This window comes from Paracoccus sp. Arc7-R13, from assembly GCF_004010775.1.
GTDB classification, from domain to species: Bacteria; Pseudomonadota; Alphaproteobacteria; order Rhodobacterales; family Rhodobacteraceae; genus Paracoccus; species Paracoccus marcusii.
The window spans coordinates 2855379-2871437 of record NZ_CP034810.1; the positions used below are offsets into that span (position 1 = coordinate 2855379).

Consider the following 16059-nt stretch of genomic DNA (forward strand, 5'->3'; position numbering starts at 1 on the left):
ATGTGCCGCAAACGGACAGGAGAGAGTGATGGATGATCTGGAATGCCGCATCGCCGTGGCCCGGGGCGATCAGCCCGCCGACCTGATCCTGCGCGGCGGCCGGGTCTTCGATCTGATCACCGGCACGATGATGACGGGCGACGTGGCGATCTGCGGCGACCGCATCGCAGGCATCGGCGATTACGACGGCACCCGCGTGATCGATGTCAGCGGGCTGATCCTGGTGCCGGGCTTCATCGACACGCATCTGCATGTCGAAAGCAGCCTGGTCACGCCCTTCGAGTTCGACCGCTGCGTGACGCCCCGCGGCGTCACCACGGCCATCTGCGACCCGCACGAGATCGCCAATGTCATCGGCCTGGACGGCATCCGGTATTTCCAGGCCGCCTCCGAGCATCTGCTGATGGACCTGCGGGTGCAGCTGTCCTCCTGCGTGCCGTCCACGGAGATGGAGACATCCGGCGCGCGGATCGAGGCCGGGGATCTGGCGCAGGTCATGGGCCACCCTTCGGCCATCGGGCTGGCCGAATTCATGAACTATCCCGGCGTGATCCACCGCGATCCGGCCGCCATCGCCAAGCTGCGCCTGTTCGCGGGCGGCCATATCGACGGGCATTGCCCGCAGCTGACGGGTCTGGACCTGAACGCCTATGTCGCCGCCGGCATCCGCACCGAGCATGAGGCCACGACCGCCGAGGAAGCGCTGGAGAAGCTGCGCAAGGGGATGCGCGTCCTGATCCGCGAAGGCTCGGTCAGCAAGGACCTGGACGCGCTGCAGCCGATCCTGACCGAGGCGACCAGCGCCTATCTGTGCCTGTGCACCGACGACCGCAATCCGCTGGACATCGGAGAGCATGGGCATCTGGACTACATGATCCGCCGGCTCATCGCGCTTGGCACATCGCCGCTGGCGGCCTATCGCGCGGCATCGCTGTCGGCGGCCGAGGCCTTCGGGCTGAAGGATCGCGGACTGATCGCGCCGGGCCTGCGTGCCGATATCGTGGCCATCGACAGCCTGGAGGAGTGCCACGCGCAGCTGGTCCTGACCGGCGGGCGGGTGGTCGATGACGCGGCCTTCGCCGCGCGCGGGACGGTGGCGCCGGTGGGCCGCGCCTCGGTCAAGGCGCCCAAGGTGACGCCGCAGGATTTCCGCTGCACCGGCAACCGCACGGAAACCCCGGTGATCGGCATCCTGGAAGGCAAGATCATCACCGAACACCTGACCCACGACATCCCGCCGCAGGACGGCGACAAGCGCCCCAATCCCGCCCGAGATCTGTCCCGCATCGCGGTGATCGAGCGGCATGGGCGGAACGGCAACATCGCCACCGGCTTCGTACAGGGGTTCGGGCTGGCGCGCGGAGCCATCGCCTCGACGCTGTGCCATGATCATCACAACATCGCCGTGGTGGGCGTCGATTACGCGGACATGGCGCTGGCGGCCAACCGGCTGACCGATCTGGAGGGGGGATTCGTCGTGGCCTGCGACGGCCGTATCCTGGCGGAACTGCCCCTGCCGGTCGCGGGGCTGATGAGCCTTGAGCCGTTCGAGACCGTGCGCGACACGCTGATCGCCCTGCGGGAGGCGGCCCGGACCCTGGGCACGACGCTGGAGGAGCCGTTCCTGCAGCTGGCCTTCCTGGCCCTGCCGGTCATTCCCGCGCTGAAGATCACCGATCGCGGCATGGTCGATGTCGCGAAATTCGAGATCATCGCCCCCTGACCCCGCCGGTATCGGTGCGGGAGGGGCACCAGGCCCGTCAGTCGCCCCGGACGCGCAACACCTCGGCCACGGCGCGCGCGACGGCATCGTCGATGCTCAGCGTGCTGGTATCCAGCACGACCGCATCCTCGGCCGGGCGCAGCGGCGCCGTCGCCCTCTGGCTGTCGCGCAGGTCGCGTTCGCGCAGCTGGGCCAGCATCTCCTCGGGGTCGGCGCCCAGTTCCGCCGCGCGGCGCGCCGCCCGCACCTCGTCCGAGGCGACTACGTACAGCTTGACCGCCGCATCGGGACAGATGACCGTGCCGATGTCGCGCCCGTCCAGCACGGCGCCGGGGTCCTGCGCGGCAAAGCGGTGCTGGAACGCGACCAGGGCCGCGCGGACGTCGGGAATGGCCGCGATGCGGCTGGCGGCCTGACCCGCCTCGGCGCTGCGCAGGTCCGGGCGGGCCAGATCCTCCGCGTTCAACGAATGGGCCGCCGCGACAGGATCGCCCCCCTTGGCGCCGGTCGCCCGGTACAGCAGACCCGTGTCCAGGTGGTGAAATCCGAACCGGTCGGCCAGCGCGCGGGCGATGGTGCCCTTGCCCGATGCGGCCGGTCCGTCGATGGCGATGATGAAGGGCATGGCAGGCGATCTGTCGGTTGGCGTTGAGAACGGAATGTCCCGCACCCTTCGCATGCCCGGGGTCACGCGTCCAGCACCCCCGCCCCCGGACCGCCACGCGCAATATTCAGATCACCGGCCATCGCGATATTTTCACGACATTACCCCTTGGCAATCTCTGCGCTGCGCCGTCCTATGGGACTTTAAGAACGCATTGAGTTTTAGACATAGATGTTATCAGGTTTTATCGAACGTCTTCTGGACGCCCCGACCATTGCCGACATCCGCTCCGTATTTCTGGAAGCGGTCGGCCAGCTTGGCTACGATCACGCCCTTTATGCCGCGCGTTTCATGCTGACGGTGCCCAGGGCGCTGTTGCGCGACAACCCCGTGGTCTTCAGCAACCTACCCCCCGATCTGATCGAACAAGCCCAGCGGCTGCGCGATCTGGATCAGGACCCCTGGGTCGAATGGGTGCGCGACAATGACGGCGACATCGCGTCCGACGCGTTGCAGGACCAATTCGGCCCGTCGCGGTCCTTCGGGCTGGCGGCGGAACACGGGCTGGGCCATGCCCGCATCATCAGCCTGCGCGACAAGGTCCTCCACAGCGTGGGCGCGGTGGTGGTGATGCCGCGGCGGGGTGCCGATGCGCAGAACCTGCAGGCGTCCTGGGCGCGGTCGGGCCGCGAGGTCCGGGTGCTGTCCTGGGTGATGCACATGCGCATCGCGACGATGCAGCGCAACCTGCCCAAGGCCACCCTGACCCCGCGCCAACGCGAGGTCCTGGGCTGGCGCTCGGCCGGCAAGACCGTCGGAGAGATCGCGGTGATTTTGGGCATCACCGCCGCCACCGTGGAAAAGCACATGCGCTTGGCCCGCGAGGCCCTGGGGGTCGAGACGACGCCCCAGGCCGTGCTCAAGGCCCATGTGACGCATCAGCTGTTCCAGCCTGCCGCCGCCTCGCTGAGGCTGGGGGGCCAGGGGTAGGGTTTTCCACCGTTTCGCCCGCCCCCGAAACCGCGTCACATCGTAGCGTTCCGTGAGTGGTGACACGCAAGTGTCAGGAACAGGCGGCGTGCGGCAAGGTTGCCTTGGCCGGGCGCCGCCACCAAGGTCCGGAACGCGAAATGCCGGCCCAGGGGGCCGGCATTCGTGTCGTTCGATCAAGAAAGGATCAGGCGCCGCTGAGGGTCTTGGCAACCTCGGCTGCGAAATCCTCTTCCTTCTTCTCGATGCCTTCGCCGACCATCACGCGGGCATAGCCGGTAATCTGGACGCCGGCCTCGGCCGCTGCCTGCTCGACCGTCAGGTCGGGGTTCATCACGAAGGCCTGACCCAGCAGCGTGTTCTCGGCCACGAACTTCTTCATCCGGCCCGGGATGATGTTGTTCTGGATGACGGCCTCGGGCTTCGGCTTGGCCGAAGAGGCGTTCTCTTCCAGCGCCTTGGCGGTCTGGACCTGCAGTTCGCGCTCCAGCGCGGCGGGGTCCATGGTCGCTTCCGACAGCGAGACGGGGTTCGTCGCCGCGATGTGCATCGCGAACTGCTTGCCCACGGTCTGCGCCTTGTCCGCCGGACCCGACAGTGCGACCAGCACGCCGATCTTGCCCAGGCCGTCGGCGGCGGCGTTGTGCACGTAGGACACGACGGTCTCGCCTTCCAGGACCTGCACGCGGCGCAGGGTCAGGTTCTCGCCGATGCGGGCGATGGCGCCGGTCACGACGTCCGAGACGGGCTTGCCGTCCAGATCGGCGGCCTTCAGGGCCTCGATCTCGCCCGCGCCGTTCAGCGCGACGCCGGTGATGTCACGGACCAGCTGCTGGAAATCGGCGTTCTTGGCGACGAAGTCGGTTTCCGAGTTGATCTCGACGGCGACGCCGCGGCCACCCGAGACCTGCACGCCCACCAGACCTTCGGCGGCGACGCGATCGGCCTTCTTGGCGGCTTTCGCCAGGCCCTTGGTGCGCAGCCAGTCGATGGCCGCTTCCATGTTGCCGTCGTTCTCGGTCAGGGCCTTCTTGGCGTCCATCATGCCTGCGCCGGTGGTCTCGCGCAGTTCCTTCACCATCGCTGCGGTGATTGCCATATCCGTCTCCTATCTGTTCAACGCGTCAGGCGGGGCATATCCCCGCCTGACGACAATCCGATGAATGGGTGGTTCCGGGGCGGATCAGGCCTCGGCTGCGGCCTCTTCGGTCGCCGGCTCGTCCAGCAGCTCTTCCGGCGCTTCGGCCAGCGAACCCAGGTCGACGCCAGACGCACCCATGTGCGCGGTCATGCCGTCCAGGGCCGCACGGCTGACCAGGTCGCAGTACAGCGCGATGGCGCGGGCCGCGTCGTCGTTGCCCGGGATGATGTAGTCGATGCCGTCGGGCGAGCAGTTGGTGTCGACCACGGCCACGACCGGGATGCCCAGCTTCTTGGCTTCCAGGATGGCCAGGTCTTCCTTGTTCACGTCGATGACGAACAGCAGGTCGGGAAGGCCGCCCATGTCGCGGATGCCGCCCAGCGAGGCTTGCAGTTTGGTCTGCTCGCGCTCCAGCTGCAGGCGCTCTTTCTTGGTCAGGCCCTCGGCGCCGCCGGCCATCGTCTCGTCGATCGCCTTCAGGCGGTTGATCGACTGGCTGACGGTCTTCCAGTTGGTCAGCGTGCCGCCCAGCCAGCGGTGGTTCATGTAGAACTGCGCCGACTTTTCAGCCGCTTCCGCGATGGAACGCTGTGCCTGACGCTTGGTGCCGACGAACAGCACGCGGCCGCCCTTGGCGACGGTGTCGCGCACGACCTGCAGGGCCGCGTCCAGCATCGGCACGGTCTGCGTCAGGTCCAGGATGTGGATGCCGTTGCGGTCGCCATAGATGAACTCGCCCATGCGGGGGTTCCAGCGTTGGGTCTGGTGACCGTAGTGGACGCCAGCTTCAAGAAGCTGACGCAGCGAGAATTCGGGAAGCGCCATGAGGAGTTCCTTTCCGGTTTGCGCCTTGGCAGGGGGTCTCAGGGCGGACGCCCCAACCGGTGGACCGTTGCGGATATGTCCCGCAAGGCCCTCCCCTGCCTGTGAAGTAGGCGCGCGATAGCCCCTGTGCGGATGAAAGGCAAGCGGATTCGCTGTGGCATTCCTGCAGATAGCGGTAACATCGGCATGGCGGCACCCTTGCATCGGGCGGGGCTTGGGTTCAGGTTCGCAGCAGTTCCATTCATAAGCGATAGGCCCGCCATGACCCCCCAAGATCAGTCCCGGCAGACAAAAGCCCTGTGCCAGCTGGCGCCGGTGATCCCGGTCATCGTCATCAAGGACGTGGCCCATGCCGAGGGGCTGGCCCGTGCGCTGGTCGCGGGCGGGTTGCCTGTGCTGGAGGTGACGCTGCGCTCGGACGCCGCGCTTGACGCGATCCGCGCCATGAGCGGTGTCGCGGGCGGCCATGTCGGCGCGGGCACCGTGCTGACCCCGGATGACGCCAAGCGTGCCAAGGACGCGGGCGCCAGCTTCGCGGTCTCTCCGGGCCTGACCGACCGGCTGATCGCCGCCTGCGAGGATCTGGCCCTGCCGCTGCTGCCGGGCGCCGTCACCGCCTCCGAAGTGATGCGGGCCGCCGATGCGGGCTTCGACATGCTCAAGTTCTTCCCGGCCGAGGCCGTGGGCGGCGCCCCCGCGCTGAAATCGCTGGCGGGCCCCCTGCCCCGCATCAGCTTCTGCCCCACGGGCGGCGTGACACCCCAGAACGCGGGCAGCTATCTGTCCCTGCCCAACGTGATCTGTGTCGGCGGCAGCTGGATCGTGACCGATGCCGACATGGCCGCCGGCAACTGGCAGGCGATCGAGGATCGCGCCCGCACCGCCGCCGCCCTGCGCGGCTGACCATGGACCTGGCGCGCGCCCGCAGGAACGTCACGGTCCTCGTGCTGGCACAGGCGATCCTGGGCGCGCAGATGTCGGTCATCTTCATCGTGGGCGGGCTTGCGGGACAGATCCTGTCGCCGCATCCCTGCCTGGTGACGCTGCCGCTGTCGATGATCATCCTGGGCTCGACCCTGTCGGCACGGCCGCTGGCGCGCTTCATGCAGGCGCGCGGGCGGCAGGCGGGGTTCCTGCTGGCCGTGGCGGCGGGGGCCTTGGGCGCGGCGATCGCGGCGGCGGGGCTGTGGCTGGGCTCGTTCGCGCTGTTCATGGTGGGGTCTGGGCTGACCGGCATCTACATGTCGGCGCAGGGCTTCTACCGCTTTGCCGCGACCGACACCGCGCCCGAGGATTACGCCCCAAAGGCCATCAGCCTGGTCATGGCCGGGGGCCTGGCCGCCGCCATCATCGGGCCTGCGCTGGTGCGCATGACCAGCGACCTGACCGCCGTGCCGTTCCTGGCGACCTATCTGGCGGTGATCTGTCTGAACCTGGCAGGACCGCTGCTGTTCGCCTTCCTGGACATCCCCAAGCCGCGCGCGCCGGTGGCGGGCGCATCCACGGGGCGCCCGATGGGGCAGATCCTGCGCACCCCCGCCATCGCCGTGGCGATGATCTGCGGCATGGTCTCCTATGCGCTGATGAACCTGGTGATGACCTCGACGCCCTTGGCGGTGGTGGGCTGCGGCTATGACACGGCGGATGCCGCCAACATCGTCAGCGCGCATGTGCTGGCCATGTTCGCGCCCAGCTTCGTCACCGGCCACCTGATCGCGCGCTTTGGACCGGAGCGGATCGTCGGGCTGGGCCTGGCGATCCTGGCCGCCGCGGGCGCCGTCGCCCTGTCCGGGGTGGAACTAGAGCAATTCTTCATCGCCCTGATTTTGCTGGGGATCGGCTGGAATTTCGGCTATATCGGCGCCACCACCATGCTGACCCGCGCCCATACCCCCGAGGAACGCGGCCGCGTTCAGGGCATGAACGATTTCGTGGTCTTCGGCGGCGTGTTCCTGGCGTCGCTGTCGTCGGGCGGGCTGATGAACTGTTCGGGCGGGTCCATCGTCGCGGGCTGGAACGCGGTGAACCTGGCGATGCTGCCCTTCCTAGCGCTGGCGGGCGGGGCGCTGCTCTGGCTGGTCATGCGCCGCCGCCCCGCCTGAGGTCAGATCAGGGTCTTCTGCTCGGGCGGCGCGGGCTTGCGGCGCTTGGGCTTCTCGGGCGTGGCGTCGGGGCGCACGGCCACGCGGCGGTCGCCCGCGAATTGCACCTCCATCCGCGGGGTCCGGGCGGCGACCTCGGGCGTGGTGATCACCCCGCCCTCCGGGTCGCGCAGGATCACGAAGCCGCGCCGCAGCGTCTGTTCATGCCCCAGGGACAGCCGCATCCGGTCCAGCCGAACCAGCGCATCCTGCCGCTGACGGCGGATGCGGGCCATCGCCGCCACCAGCCGCCGGTCCAGATCGGCCAGACGCGCGCCCTGCTGCGCTGTCACCCGCCGCGTGTCAGCGAGTACCCGCACCAGTGAATTGTCCAGGCGCTGGCGCAGCTGCGCCAGACGGTCGCGCGGACGCTCCAGCCGTCGGGCGCGCGCGCCCTCCAGCCGCATCAGCGCCCGGTCCAACCCGGCGCGCTTGCCGTGGGTGAACTGCCGCAGCATCGCCGCGGGCATGGGCCGCGAGGCCAGCTGCTGCCGCCGCGCCCGGGCCAGCTGCCGCAGCGCGGGTTCCAGCCGTCCGCCCCACAGGTCCAGCCGCTGCCGCGCGCCTTCGGTCAGCGCAGCAGGACGACCAAGCGCGCGGGCCAGATCGCGCAGACGCTGACGTGGGCGTTGGATCGCCTGCGCATTGCTGCGCGCCATCCGCGCCCCGGTCTCGGCCAGGCGCGCGGCCAGGTCGGCGCGGACCGGGACGGCCATCTCGGCCGCAGCCGTGGGCGTCGGCGCGCGCCGGTCCGAGGCGAAGTCGATCAGCGTCGTGTCCGTCTCATGCCCCACGGCCGAGATCAGGGGGATGGCGCTGTCCGCCGCCGCCCGCACGACCGATTCTTCGTTGAAGCCCCACAGATCCTCCAGCGACCCGCCGCCGCGCGCCACGATGATCAGGTCCGGCCGAGGGATCGGCCCGCCCGGCGACAGCGCGTTGAAGCCCCGGATCGCGGCGGTGACCTGCGGCGCGCAACCCTCCCCCTGCACGGCCACCGGCCAGATGATCACGCGGGTCGGAAAGCGGTCGCGCAGCCGGTGCAGGATGTCGCGGATCACCGCACCGGACGGCGAGGTCACCACCCCTATGACACGCGGCAGGAACGGCAGGGCGCGCTTGCGGTCCTGGTCGAACAGCCCCTCGGCCGCCAGTGCCTTGCGACGCTTCTCCAGCATGGCCATCAGCGCGCCCGCACCGGCGGGCTCGATCTGATCGACGATCATCTGGTATTTCGACTGGCCCGGAAAGGTCGTCAGGCGGCCGGTGGCGATGACCTCCATCCCCTCCTCGGGGCGCTGGATCAGGCGGGCGGCCTGCCCCTTCCAGGTGACGGCGGCCAGCACGGCGCGGTCGTCCTTCAGGTCGAAATACAGATGCCCCGATCCGGGACGGGACACGCGCCCGACCTCGGCCCGGACGCGAACGCGGCCGAACTGATCCTCGATGCTGCGTTTGACCGCGCCGGACAGTTCGGACACGGTGAATTCATGCGCGTTGCTGCCCGGTTCCGGGGCATCGTCCATGTCGTCGTCCAGCAGGTCCATGCGTCTTGTTCCCTTGTCCGGGCCAGACTAGAACGCCGCAAGGTCAAGCGAAAGGGCGGCAGATGAATATCCTGATCCTGGGCGGCGGCGGGCGCGAACATGCGCTGGCCTGGGCGATCCGGCAGAACCCGAAATGCGACCGCCTGATCGTGGCACCCGGCAATGCGGGCATCGCGGGCGTGGCCGAATGCGCCGACCTGGACGTGCTGTCGCGGGCCGAAGTGCTGGAATTCGCGCAGGAGAACGCCGTCGACTTCGTCATCGTCGGCCCCGAGGCGCCCCTGGCCGCGGGCGTATCCGACGCGCTGCGCGATGCGGGCTTCCTGGTCTTTGGCCCGTCGCAGGCCGCGGCCCAGTTGGAGGCCTCCAAGACCTTCACCAAGGAGATCTGCGACGCCTGCGCCGCCCCCACCGCGGCCTGGGCCCGGTTCACCGATGCCGCCGCGGCGCGCGATTACGTGACCGCCCAGGGGGCGCCCATCGTGGTCAAGGCCGACGGGCTGGCCGCCGGCAAGGGCGTCACCGTGGCCGAGACGGTGGACCAGGCCCATGCCGCCATCGACGACATCTTTGACGGGGCCTTCGGCGACATGTCCGTCGTCATCGAGGAGTTCATGGACGGAGAGGAGGCCAGCTTCTTCATCCTCTCGGACGGCACCGACTGCCTGGCCATCGGCACCGCCCAGGACCACAAGCGCGTGGGCGACGGCGATACCGGCCCGAATACTGGCGGCATGGGCGCCTACAGCCCCGCCCCGGTGCTGACGCAGGCGATCCAGGACCAGGTGATGGAGCGCATCGTGCGCCCCACCATCGCCGAGATGGCGCGGCGCGGCATGCCCTTCCAGGGGGTGCTCTATGCCGGGCTGATGATCGCGGACGGACAGGCGCGGCTGGTCGAATATAACGTCCGCTTCGGCGACCCGGAATGCCAGGTGCTGATGATGCGGCTTGGTGGGCAGGTCTTGGACGTGCTGCTGGCCTGCGCCGAAGGGCGGCTGGCTCAAACCCCCGTGACCTGGGCCGACGATCACGCCCTAACGGTGGTCATGGCGGCCCAGGGCTATCCCGGCAGCTATGCCAAGGGGACCGTCATCGGCGGCCTGCAGGCCCTGCCCGAAACCAGCTTTCAGATGACCTTCCACGCGGGCACGGCCGACCGCGATGGCGCGGTTGTCGCCACCGGAGGGCGCGTGCTGGCCTGCACCGGGCGCGGCGCGACCCTGGCCGAGGCGCATCAGCGCGCCTATGCGCTGGTCGACGCGATCGACTGGCCGCAGGGCTTCTGCCGCCGCGACATCGGCTGGCGCGCGCTGTGAACCCATGACAAAGGGCCGGCCCCGCGACGGGGCCGGCCCTTGGACGCCGTCGGGACGATCCGGTCAGATCGGCGAATACAGCCCTTCGTAGATCGGCAGAAGGGTGTCCGTCTCGAACAGGCTGCTGACCGAGGTGCCGTTCCAGATGTTCAGGATCGCCTGCGTGAACATCGGTGCGGTCGGCACGATGCGGATGTTTGGCGCGTTCCTGACCGCATCGGTGGGCTGGATCGAATCGGTGATGACCAGCGATTTCATCACCGAATTGGTGACCCGCTCGACCGCCGGGCCCGAAAGGACGCCGTGGGTGATGTAGGCATGGACCTCGGTCGCGCCGTTGTCGGTCAGCACCTGCGCCGCCTTGACCAGCGTGCCGGCGGTGTCGCAGATGTCGTCCACGATGATGCAGGCCTTGCCCGCCACGTCACCGATCACGGTCATCTCGGCGATCTCTCCGGCCTTCTCGCGGCGCTTGTCGACGATGGACAGAGGCGCACCGATCCGGGTGGCCAGTTCGCGGGCCCGGGCCACACCGCCGACGTCGGGCGACACGACCATCAGGTCGTTCATCCGCCCCTTGAAGTGATGCTGCACGTCCAGCGCAAAGACCGGCGCGGCATAGAGGTTGTCCACCGGCACGTCGAAGAAGCCCTGGATCTGGGCCGCGTGCAGGTCCAGCGTCAGGACGCGGTCCACGCCCGCCTCGGTCAGCAGGTTCGCGACCAGCTTGGCGCTGATCGGGGTGCGGGCCTTGGCGCGGCGGTCCTGGCGGGCATAGCCGAAATAGGGAATCACCGCCGTGATGCGCGCGGCCGACGACCGGCGCAGCGCGTCGGTCATGATCAGCAGCTCCATCAGGTTGTCGTTGGCCGGGTTCGACGTGGGCTGGATGATGTACATGTCCTCGCCGCGGACGTTCTCGTAGACCTCGACGAAGATCTCCTGGTCGTTGAAGCGTTCGACGCGGGCGTCCAGCAGGTTGACGCTCATGCCGCGATGCAGGGACATGCGCCGCGCGATGGACTGGGCCAGCGGTCGGTTGGCGTTTCCGGAAATCAGCTTGGGTTCGGTCATGACGGGCATGGGGCGGGCCTTTGGCGGTTGCGTCAGATTGCGGTTGCCTTAGCACCGGGCTAGCCTGCGGGCAAACCCGGAAAGGACAAGGCCATGGCCCATATCGACTATTATCTAGGGACGATCAGCCCCTGGTGCTATCTTGCCGGCGACCGCCTGGAACAGATCGCCGCCCGGCACGGCGCGCAGATCACCTACAAGCCGCTGGACCTGCTGCAGCTGTTCGACCGGACCGGCGGGGTGCGCCCGGCGCAGCGCCATGCCAGCCGGATGGACTACCGCAACCAGGAACTGCCCCGGTGGGCCGACCATCTGGACATGCCCCTGAACCTCAAGCCCGCGCATTGGCCGGTGAACATGGCGCCGTCGTCCTATGCCATCATCGCGGCGCAGGCGGCGGGGGGCGATGTCGGCGCGCTGGCCCAGAGCTTTCTGCGGGCGGTCTGGGCCGAGGAACGCGACATCAGCGACGACGCGGTGATCCGCGACATCCTGGGCGCCAACGGGTTCGACCCGTCCCTGGCCGACACGGGCCTGTTCGTGGGCGCCGAGACCTACGGCCGCAACCTGGAACAGGCAGTGGCCGCCGGGGCCTTCGGCGCCCCCTTCTATGTCGTGCGCGAGACCGATCAGCGGTTCTGGGGCCAGGACCGGCTGGACTTTCTGGACCGCCATCTGGCCGCGCTATGAGCGGACTGCACCTGCGGCACTGGCCGGGCGATCCGGATCGCCCGGCACTGGCGCTTCATTGCATGATGGGCAGCGGGTCGGCCTGGGGTCCGATCGCGCGGCTGCTGGAGAGGCGCGTCGATCTGCGAGGCTTCGACATGCCGGGCCACGGGCGCAGCGACGACTGGCAGCCCCAGCCCGACGGCCCCGACTATCACACCGCGGTCACGCGTCTGGCGGCGGCGATGATCGACCGGCCGCTGGACCTGATCGGCCACAGCTTCGGCGCGACCGTGGCGCTGCGGATCGCGGTCGCGGCGCCCGATGCCGTGCGCAGCCTGACCCTGATCGAACCGGTGCTGTTCGCCGCCTGCCCGGACCCGGCCCAGGACGCGCTGGATGCCCGCATGGCCGACCTTCTGGACCAGGGCCAGGACGACCAGGCCATGGCGGCCTTCCTGTCGGTCTGGGGCGCGCAGGACCCCGACCGTCTGCCCCCCGAGGCCCGCGCCCAGATGGTGCGCCAGATCCGGCTGGTGGCCGGGACCGGCGACGCGCTTCGCCATGACAGCGCCCGCATCCTGCGCGAGGGCGGGTTGGAGCAGGTCGACGCCCCGGTGCTGCTGATCCAGGGGGCCGACAGCCCGGCGGTGATCGGCGGCATCATCGACGCGCTGGCGGGCCGGTTGCCCGATGTCGGGCGCGCCACGATCCCCGGTGCCGGCCACATGGCGCCCCTGACCCATCCGGAACAGGTCGCGGGACTGATCGGGGTCAACCTGGACCGCGCCTAGAGGATGAAGTCCTGTTCGTCGGGCACGGCCCCAATGGCCATCCACTCCACCCGCATCCGCGCGATGCGGGTGTCGCCCCAGGTGCGGAAGAGGATGTCGAACCCGGTCAGGGTCACGTTCTCGACCTGCAGGTCGCCGCGCTGGTTGCGATCGCTGTCCAGGTCCCACATCCCGACGCCAAGATGCACAACAGGCGGCGCCACGAAGCGGTCGCCGAACTCGACACGCTGGCGGTGCGACCGATCGCCCGTCTCGGTCCACATCGGCCCCTGCGTGTCGAAATCAGAGACCATCGTGACTGCACCGCGTGCGATCCCGATCTCGTGGGTTGCAAATCGTATCATCCGGTCCTTCCCGTCACCCGCGCGGCGATGCTAGCGGCGGCCAGGGTGAAAAAAAAGCCCCGGCAGTGCCGGGGCCTTTCAAGATGTCGATGGTCGGACGGATCAGTCCGGAACCGTCGACTGATTGGGGTCCAGCCCGATATGGGTGCCAAGCGCCTGCATGTCGCCCAGAAGCTTGACGGCGGCGGTCACGACCTCTTCGCCGACATGTTCGCGCCGATCCTTGGCGCTGCGATGGGCGCGGTGGGCGTCCTTCATCATGTCGTTGTAGACGTCCTGCGTGATCTCCTCGCGCGGGTGTCCGCGTTCGGCCAGCAGGCTGACGCTGTCCTGGTTGATCTCGGCAAAGCCGCCGGTGACGGCGAATTCGCTGGTGGTGCCGTCGGCACCCACCAGGATCACCATGCCCGGACGCAGGGTCACGATCGTGGGCGCATGGCCGGGCATGGCGGTCAGATCGCCATCGCTGCCCGGCAGGCGCACCTCGCGCACGGGAACGGAGGCGAGGCTCCGTTCCGGCGACACGAGGTCGAACTGCATGGTATCGGCCATTCTGCCCCCTTACGCCGCTTCTGCGGCCAGACGCTCTGCCTTGGCCTTCACGTCGTCGATGTCGCCGACCATGTAGAAGGCCGATTCCGGCAGGTGGTCGTACTCACCCGCGACGACCGCCTTGAACGAGGCGATGGTCTTCTCCAGCGGCACCTGGACGCCGTCGGAACCGGTGAAGACCTTGGCAACGTCGAAGGGCTGCGACAGGAAGCGCTGGATCTTGCGCGCACGGGTCACGGTCAGCTTGTCCTCTTCGGACAGTTCGTCCATGCCCAGGATCGCGATGATGTCCTGCAGCGACTTGTACTTCTGCAGGATGCCCTGCACATCGCGCGCCACCTGGTAGTGCTCCTCGCCGACGACGGCGGGGTCCAGGATGCGGCTGTTGGAGTCCAGCGGGTCCACGGCCGGGTAGATGCCCAGTTCCGAGATCGCGCGCGACAGAACCGTCGTGGCGTCCAGGTGGGCGAAGGTCGTGGCGGGCGCCGGGTCGGTAAGGTCGTCGGCCGGGACGTAGACGGCCTGGATCGAGGTGATCGAGCCGTTCTTGGTCGAGGTGATGCGTTCCTGCATCGCGCCCATGTCGGTGGCCAGCGTCGGCTGATAGCCCACAGCGGACGGGATGCGGCCCAGCAGAGCCGACACTTCGGACCCGGCCTGGGTGAAGCGGAAGATGTTGTCCACGAAGAACAGCACGTCCGTGCCCGACGCGTCGCGGAACTGCTCCGCCAGGGTCAGACCGGTCAGGGCGACGCGCATGCGGGCGCCCGGCGGCTCGTTCATCTGGCCATAGACCAGGGCCACTTTCGAATCGACTAGGTTGTCGGGAACGATGACGCCCGATTCGACCATCTCGTGGTACAGGTCGTTGCCCTCGCGGGTGCGCTCACCCACGCCGGCGAACACCGAATAGCCCGAGTGCACCTTGGCGATGTTGTTGATCAGTTCCATGATCAGAACCGTCTTGCCCACACCGGCGCCGCCGAACAGGCCGATCTTGCCGCCCTTGGAATAGGGGGCCAGTAGGTCGATGACCTTGATGCCGGTCACCAGGATCTCCGAGCTGGTCGCCTGCGCGGCGAAGTCCGGAGCGGCCTGGTGGATGGCGCGGGTCTCGCTGGTGGCCAGGGCTTCACCCTCGTCCACGGGCTCGCCCACGACGTTCAGGATGCGGCCCAGGGTCACGTCGCCCACGGGCACCATGATCGGGTTGCCGGTGTCGGTCACGACCTCGCCGCGGACCAGACCTTCGGTCGCGTCCATGGCGATGGTGCGGACGGTGTTCTCGCCCAGATGCTGGGCAACTTCCAGCACCAGCGTCTTGCCGTTGTTTTGGGTTACCAGCGCGTTCAGAATCGCGGGAAGCCGGTCTTCGAACTGCACGTCAACGACGGCGCCGATCACCTGCGTGATTTTACCAGTGGCCTCTGCCATGTTGTCACCTTTGCTTTACGGTCAGAGCGCCTCGGCGCCCGCAATGATTTCGATCAGCTCCGTGGTGATCGCAGCCTGACGCGAGCGGTTGTACTGCGTCGTCAGCCTGTCGATCATGTCGCCCGCGTTGCGCGTGGCGTTGTCCATGGCACTCATCCGCGCGCCCTGCTCGGACGCCGCATTCTCTAGAAGCGCCGCAAAGATCTGCGTGGCCACCGAACGGGGCAGCAGATCGGCCAGCAGTTCTTCCTCGCCCGGTTCGTAGTCGTAGAGGGCGTTCGTCTCGGACGCGCCCTCGGGGACTTCGGCGGGGATGATCTGGCGCGCGGTCGGAACCTGGCTGATCACCGATTCGAACCGGTTGTAGAAGATCGTCGCCACGTCGAAATCGCCGGTGTCGAAGCGGGTCAGCACCTCGTCGGCGATGGCGCGGGCCGTGTCATAGCCCATGCGTTTGACCTCGGAGAGGTCGACATGGTGCACGAACAGGCTGCCATAGTCGCGCTTGAGCTGCTCGCGGCCCTTCTTGCCGACGGTCAGGATCGCGACGTCCTTGCCCTCGGCGCGCAGCCGGTCGGCGTGCTGGCGGGCCAGACGCACGATCGAGCTGTTGAAGCCGCCGGCCAGGCCGCGTTCCGCCGTCATCACGACCAGCAGATGACGCTTGTCGTCGCCCGTTCCGGCCAGCAGGCGGGGCGCGCCGGACTGGCCTGCCGCATTCGCGGTCAGGCCGGCCATGACGGCCGCCATGCGGTCGGCATAGGGACGCGCGGCTTCCGCCGCGTCCTGCGCCCGGCGCAGTTTCGCGGCGGCGACCATCTGCATCGCCTTGGTGATCTTCCGCGTGTTCTTGACGCTTCCGATCCGGTTCTTGAGATCCTTGAGACTGGGCATCTATTCCC

General features: G+C 68.4%; 16 protein-coding genes. 7 read left to right on the forward strand and 9 right to left on the reverse strand.

Annotated elements, in window-relative coordinates:
- Positions 1–28 precede the first annotated feature (28 nt).
- Positions 29–1723 (forward strand): adenine deaminase, encoded by a 1695-nt coding sequence (ade, locus tag EOJ32_RS14160; protein WP_127899003.1) that lies wholly within the window; start codon positions 29–31, stop codon positions 1721–1723.
- 37 nt (positions 1724–1760) lie between these two features.
- Here ade and EOJ32_RS14165 read toward each other — a convergent pair whose 3' ends face one another.
- Complete coding sequence (locus EOJ32_RS14165; RefSeq protein ID WP_127899004.1) at positions 1761–2348, reverse strand: d(CMP) kinase; 588 nt, start codon at positions 2346–2348, stop codon at positions 1761–1763.
- 210 nt (positions 2349–2558) lie between these two features.
- On the opposite strand from EOJ32_RS14165, the gene EOJ32_RS14170 reads away from it, so the two are divergent.
- Positions 2559–3317 (forward strand): LuxR family transcriptional regulator, encoded by a 759-nt coding sequence (locus EOJ32_RS14170; protein WP_127899005.1) that lies wholly within the window; start codon positions 2559–2561, stop codon positions 3315–3317.
- A 187-nt stretch (positions 3318–3504) separates the two neighbouring features.
- Here the strand turns inward: EOJ32_RS14170 and tsf are convergent, their stop codons facing one another.
- Together tsf and rpsB are read right to left on the reverse strand one after the other, a co-directional pair.
- Positions 3505–4416 (reverse strand): translation elongation factor Ts, encoded by a 912-nt coding sequence (gene tsf / locus EOJ32_RS14175; protein ID WP_127899006.1) that lies wholly within the window; start codon positions 4414–4416, stop codon positions 3505–3507.
- 84 nt (positions 4417–4500) lie between these two features.
- Positions 4501–5283 (reverse strand): 30S ribosomal protein S2, encoded by a 783-nt coding sequence (rpsB, locus tag EOJ32_RS14180; protein WP_045982920.1) that lies wholly within the window; start codon positions 5281–5283, stop codon positions 4501–4503.
- Between the two features lie 261 nt (positions 5284–5544).
- On the opposite strand from rpsB, the gene eda reads away from it, so the two are divergent.
- Together eda and EOJ32_RS14190 are read left to right on the forward strand one after the other, a co-directional pair.
- Positions 5545–6186 (forward strand): bifunctional 4-hydroxy-2-oxoglutarate aldolase/2-dehydro-3-deoxy-phosphogluconate aldolase, encoded by a 642-nt coding sequence (eda, locus tag EOJ32_RS14185; protein WP_045982919.1) that lies wholly within the window; start codon positions 5545–5547, stop codon positions 6184–6186.
- 2 nt (positions 6187–6188) lie between these two features.
- Positions 6189–7385 (forward strand): MFS transporter, encoded by a 1197-nt coding sequence (locus EOJ32_RS14190; RefSeq protein WP_127899007.1) that lies wholly within the window; start codon positions 6189–6191, stop codon positions 7383–7385.
- A gap of 2 nt (positions 7386–7387) precedes the next feature.
- On the opposite strand, the gene xseA is transcribed toward EOJ32_RS14190, so the two are convergent.
- Entirely contained in the window at positions 7388–8971 is a 1584-nt protein-coding gene (xseA, locus tag EOJ32_RS14195) for an exodeoxyribonuclease VII large subunit (RefSeq protein WP_127899008.1), read from the reverse strand.
- Positions 8972–9033: 62 nt separating this feature from the next.
- On the opposite strand from xseA, the gene purD reads away from it, so the two are divergent.
- The gene (gene purD / locus EOJ32_RS14200; RefSeq protein WP_127899009.1) at positions 9034–10290 is read left to right on the forward strand and encodes a phosphoribosylamine--glycine ligase; all 1257 of its coding nucleotides are present in this window, start codon (positions 9034–9036) and stop codon (positions 10288–10290) included.
- Positions 10291–10353: 63 nt separating this feature from the next.
- Here the strand turns inward: purD and EOJ32_RS14205 are convergent, their stop codons facing one another.
- Positions 10354–11373, reverse strand: coding sequence for a ribose-phosphate pyrophosphokinase (locus EOJ32_RS14205; protein ID WP_045982951.1), 1020 nt, complete (start codon positions 11371–11373; stop codon positions 10354–10356).
- 84 nt (positions 11374–11457) lie between these two features.
- Here EOJ32_RS14205 and EOJ32_RS14210 point away from each other — a divergent pair, with 84 nt between their 5' ends.
- Together EOJ32_RS14210 and EOJ32_RS14215 are read left to right on the forward strand one after the other, a co-directional pair.
- Positions 11458–12054: a 2-hydroxychromene-2-carboxylate isomerase gene (locus tag EOJ32_RS14210; RefSeq protein WP_127899010.1), complete on the forward strand. Its 597-nt coding sequence runs from the start codon at positions 11458–11460 to the stop codon at positions 12052–12054.
- A complete protein-coding gene (locus EOJ32_RS14215) occupies positions 12051–12827 on the forward strand; it encodes an alpha/beta fold hydrolase (RefSeq protein ID WP_127899011.1) in 777 nt (258 codons plus the stop codon). Before EOJ32_RS14210 ends, EOJ32_RS14215 begins: the two co-directional genes overlap by 4 nt.
- Here the strand turns inward: EOJ32_RS14215 and EOJ32_RS14220 are convergent.
- The 4 genes from EOJ32_RS14220 to EOJ32_RS14235 all read right to left on the reverse strand — a co-directional run bounded on the left by EOJ32_RS14220 (position 12824) and on the right by EOJ32_RS14235 (position 16051).
- Positions 12824–13171 carry an H-type lectin domain-containing protein gene (locus EOJ32_RS14220; RefSeq protein ID WP_045982954.1) on the reverse strand — a complete coding sequence of 116 codons (348 nt, stop codon included), beginning with the start codon at positions 13169–13171 and terminating at the stop codon, positions 12824–12826. The genes EOJ32_RS14215 and EOJ32_RS14220 overlap by 4 nt on opposite strands.
- 102 nt (positions 13172–13273) lie before the next feature.
- The gene (locus EOJ32_RS14225) at positions 13274–13723 is read right to left on the reverse strand and encodes a F0F1 ATP synthase subunit epsilon (RefSeq protein ID WP_045982955.1); all 450 of its coding nucleotides are present in this window, start codon (positions 13721–13723) and stop codon (positions 13274–13276) included.
- A 9-nt stretch (positions 13724–13732) separates the two neighbouring features.
- Positions 13733–15157, reverse strand: coding sequence for a F0F1 ATP synthase subunit beta (gene atpD, locus EOJ32_RS14230; RefSeq protein ID WP_045982956.1), 1425 nt, complete (start codon positions 15155–15157; stop codon positions 13733–13735).
- Between the two features lie 21 nt (positions 15158–15178).
- Positions 15179–16051 carry a F0F1 ATP synthase subunit gamma gene (locus tag EOJ32_RS14235; protein WP_045982957.1) on the reverse strand — a complete coding sequence of 291 codons (873 nt, stop codon included), beginning with the start codon at positions 16049–16051 and terminating at the stop codon, positions 15179–15181.
- Between the last annotated feature and the right edge of the window lie 8 nt (positions 16052–16059).

Excerpts from the sequence above, each read along its gene's own strand:
- ade (WP_127899003.1), top strand. The coding sequence starts at position 29 with ATGGATGATCTGGAATGCCGCATCGCCGTGGCCCGGGGCGATCAGCCC.
- EOJ32_RS14165 (WP_127899004.1), bottom strand. The coding sequence starts at position 2,348 with ATGCCCTTCATCATCGCCATCGACGGACCGGCCGCATCGGGCAAGGGC.
- EOJ32_RS14170 (WP_127899005.1), top strand. The coding sequence starts at position 2,559 with ATGTTATCAGGTTTTATCGAACGTCTTCTGGACGCCCCGACCATTGCC.
- tsf (WP_127899006.1), bottom strand. The coding sequence starts at position 4,416 with ATGGCAATCACCGCAGCGATGGTGAAGGAACTGCGCGAGACCACCGGC.
- rpsB (WP_045982920.1), bottom strand. The coding sequence starts at position 5,283 with ATGGCGCTTCCCGAATTCTCGCTGCGTCAGCTTCTTGAAGCTGGCGTC.
- eda (WP_045982919.1), top strand. The coding sequence starts at position 5,545 with ATGACCCCCCAAGATCAGTCCCGGCAGACAAAAGCCCTGTGCCAGCTG.
- EOJ32_RS14190 (WP_127899007.1), top strand. The coding sequence starts at position 6,189 with ATGGACCTGGCGCGCGCCCGCAGGAACGTCACGGTCCTCGTGCTGGCA.
- xseA (WP_127899008.1), bottom strand. The coding sequence starts at position 8,971 with ATGGACCTGCTGGACGACGACATGGACGATGCCCCGGAACCGGGCAGC.
- purD (WP_127899009.1), top strand. The coding sequence starts at position 9,034 with ATGAATATCCTGATCCTGGGCGGCGGCGGGCGCGAACATGCGCTGGCC.
- EOJ32_RS14205 (WP_045982951.1), bottom strand. The coding sequence starts at position 11,373 with ATGCCCGTCATGACCGAACCCAAGCTGATTTCCGGAAACGCCAACCGA.
- EOJ32_RS14210 (WP_127899010.1), top strand. The coding sequence starts at position 11,458 with ATGGCCCATATCGACTATTATCTAGGGACGATCAGCCCCTGGTGCTAT.
- EOJ32_RS14215 (WP_127899011.1), top strand. The coding sequence starts at position 12,051 with ATGAGCGGACTGCACCTGCGGCACTGGCCGGGCGATCCGGATCGCCCG.
- EOJ32_RS14220 (WP_045982954.1), bottom strand. The coding sequence starts at position 13,171 with ATGATACGATTTGCAACCCACGAGATCGGGATCGCACGCGGTGCAGTC.
- EOJ32_RS14225 (WP_045982955.1), bottom strand. The coding sequence starts at position 13,723 with ATGGCCGATACCATGCAGTTCGACCTCGTGTCGCCGGAACGGAGCCTC.
- atpD (WP_045982956.1), bottom strand. The coding sequence starts at position 15,157 with ATGGCAGAGGCCACTGGTAAAATCACGCAGGTGATCGGCGCCGTCGTT.
- EOJ32_RS14235 (WP_045982957.1), bottom strand. The coding sequence starts at position 16,051 with ATGCCCAGTCTCAAGGATCTCAAGAACCGGATCGGAAGCGTCAAGAAC.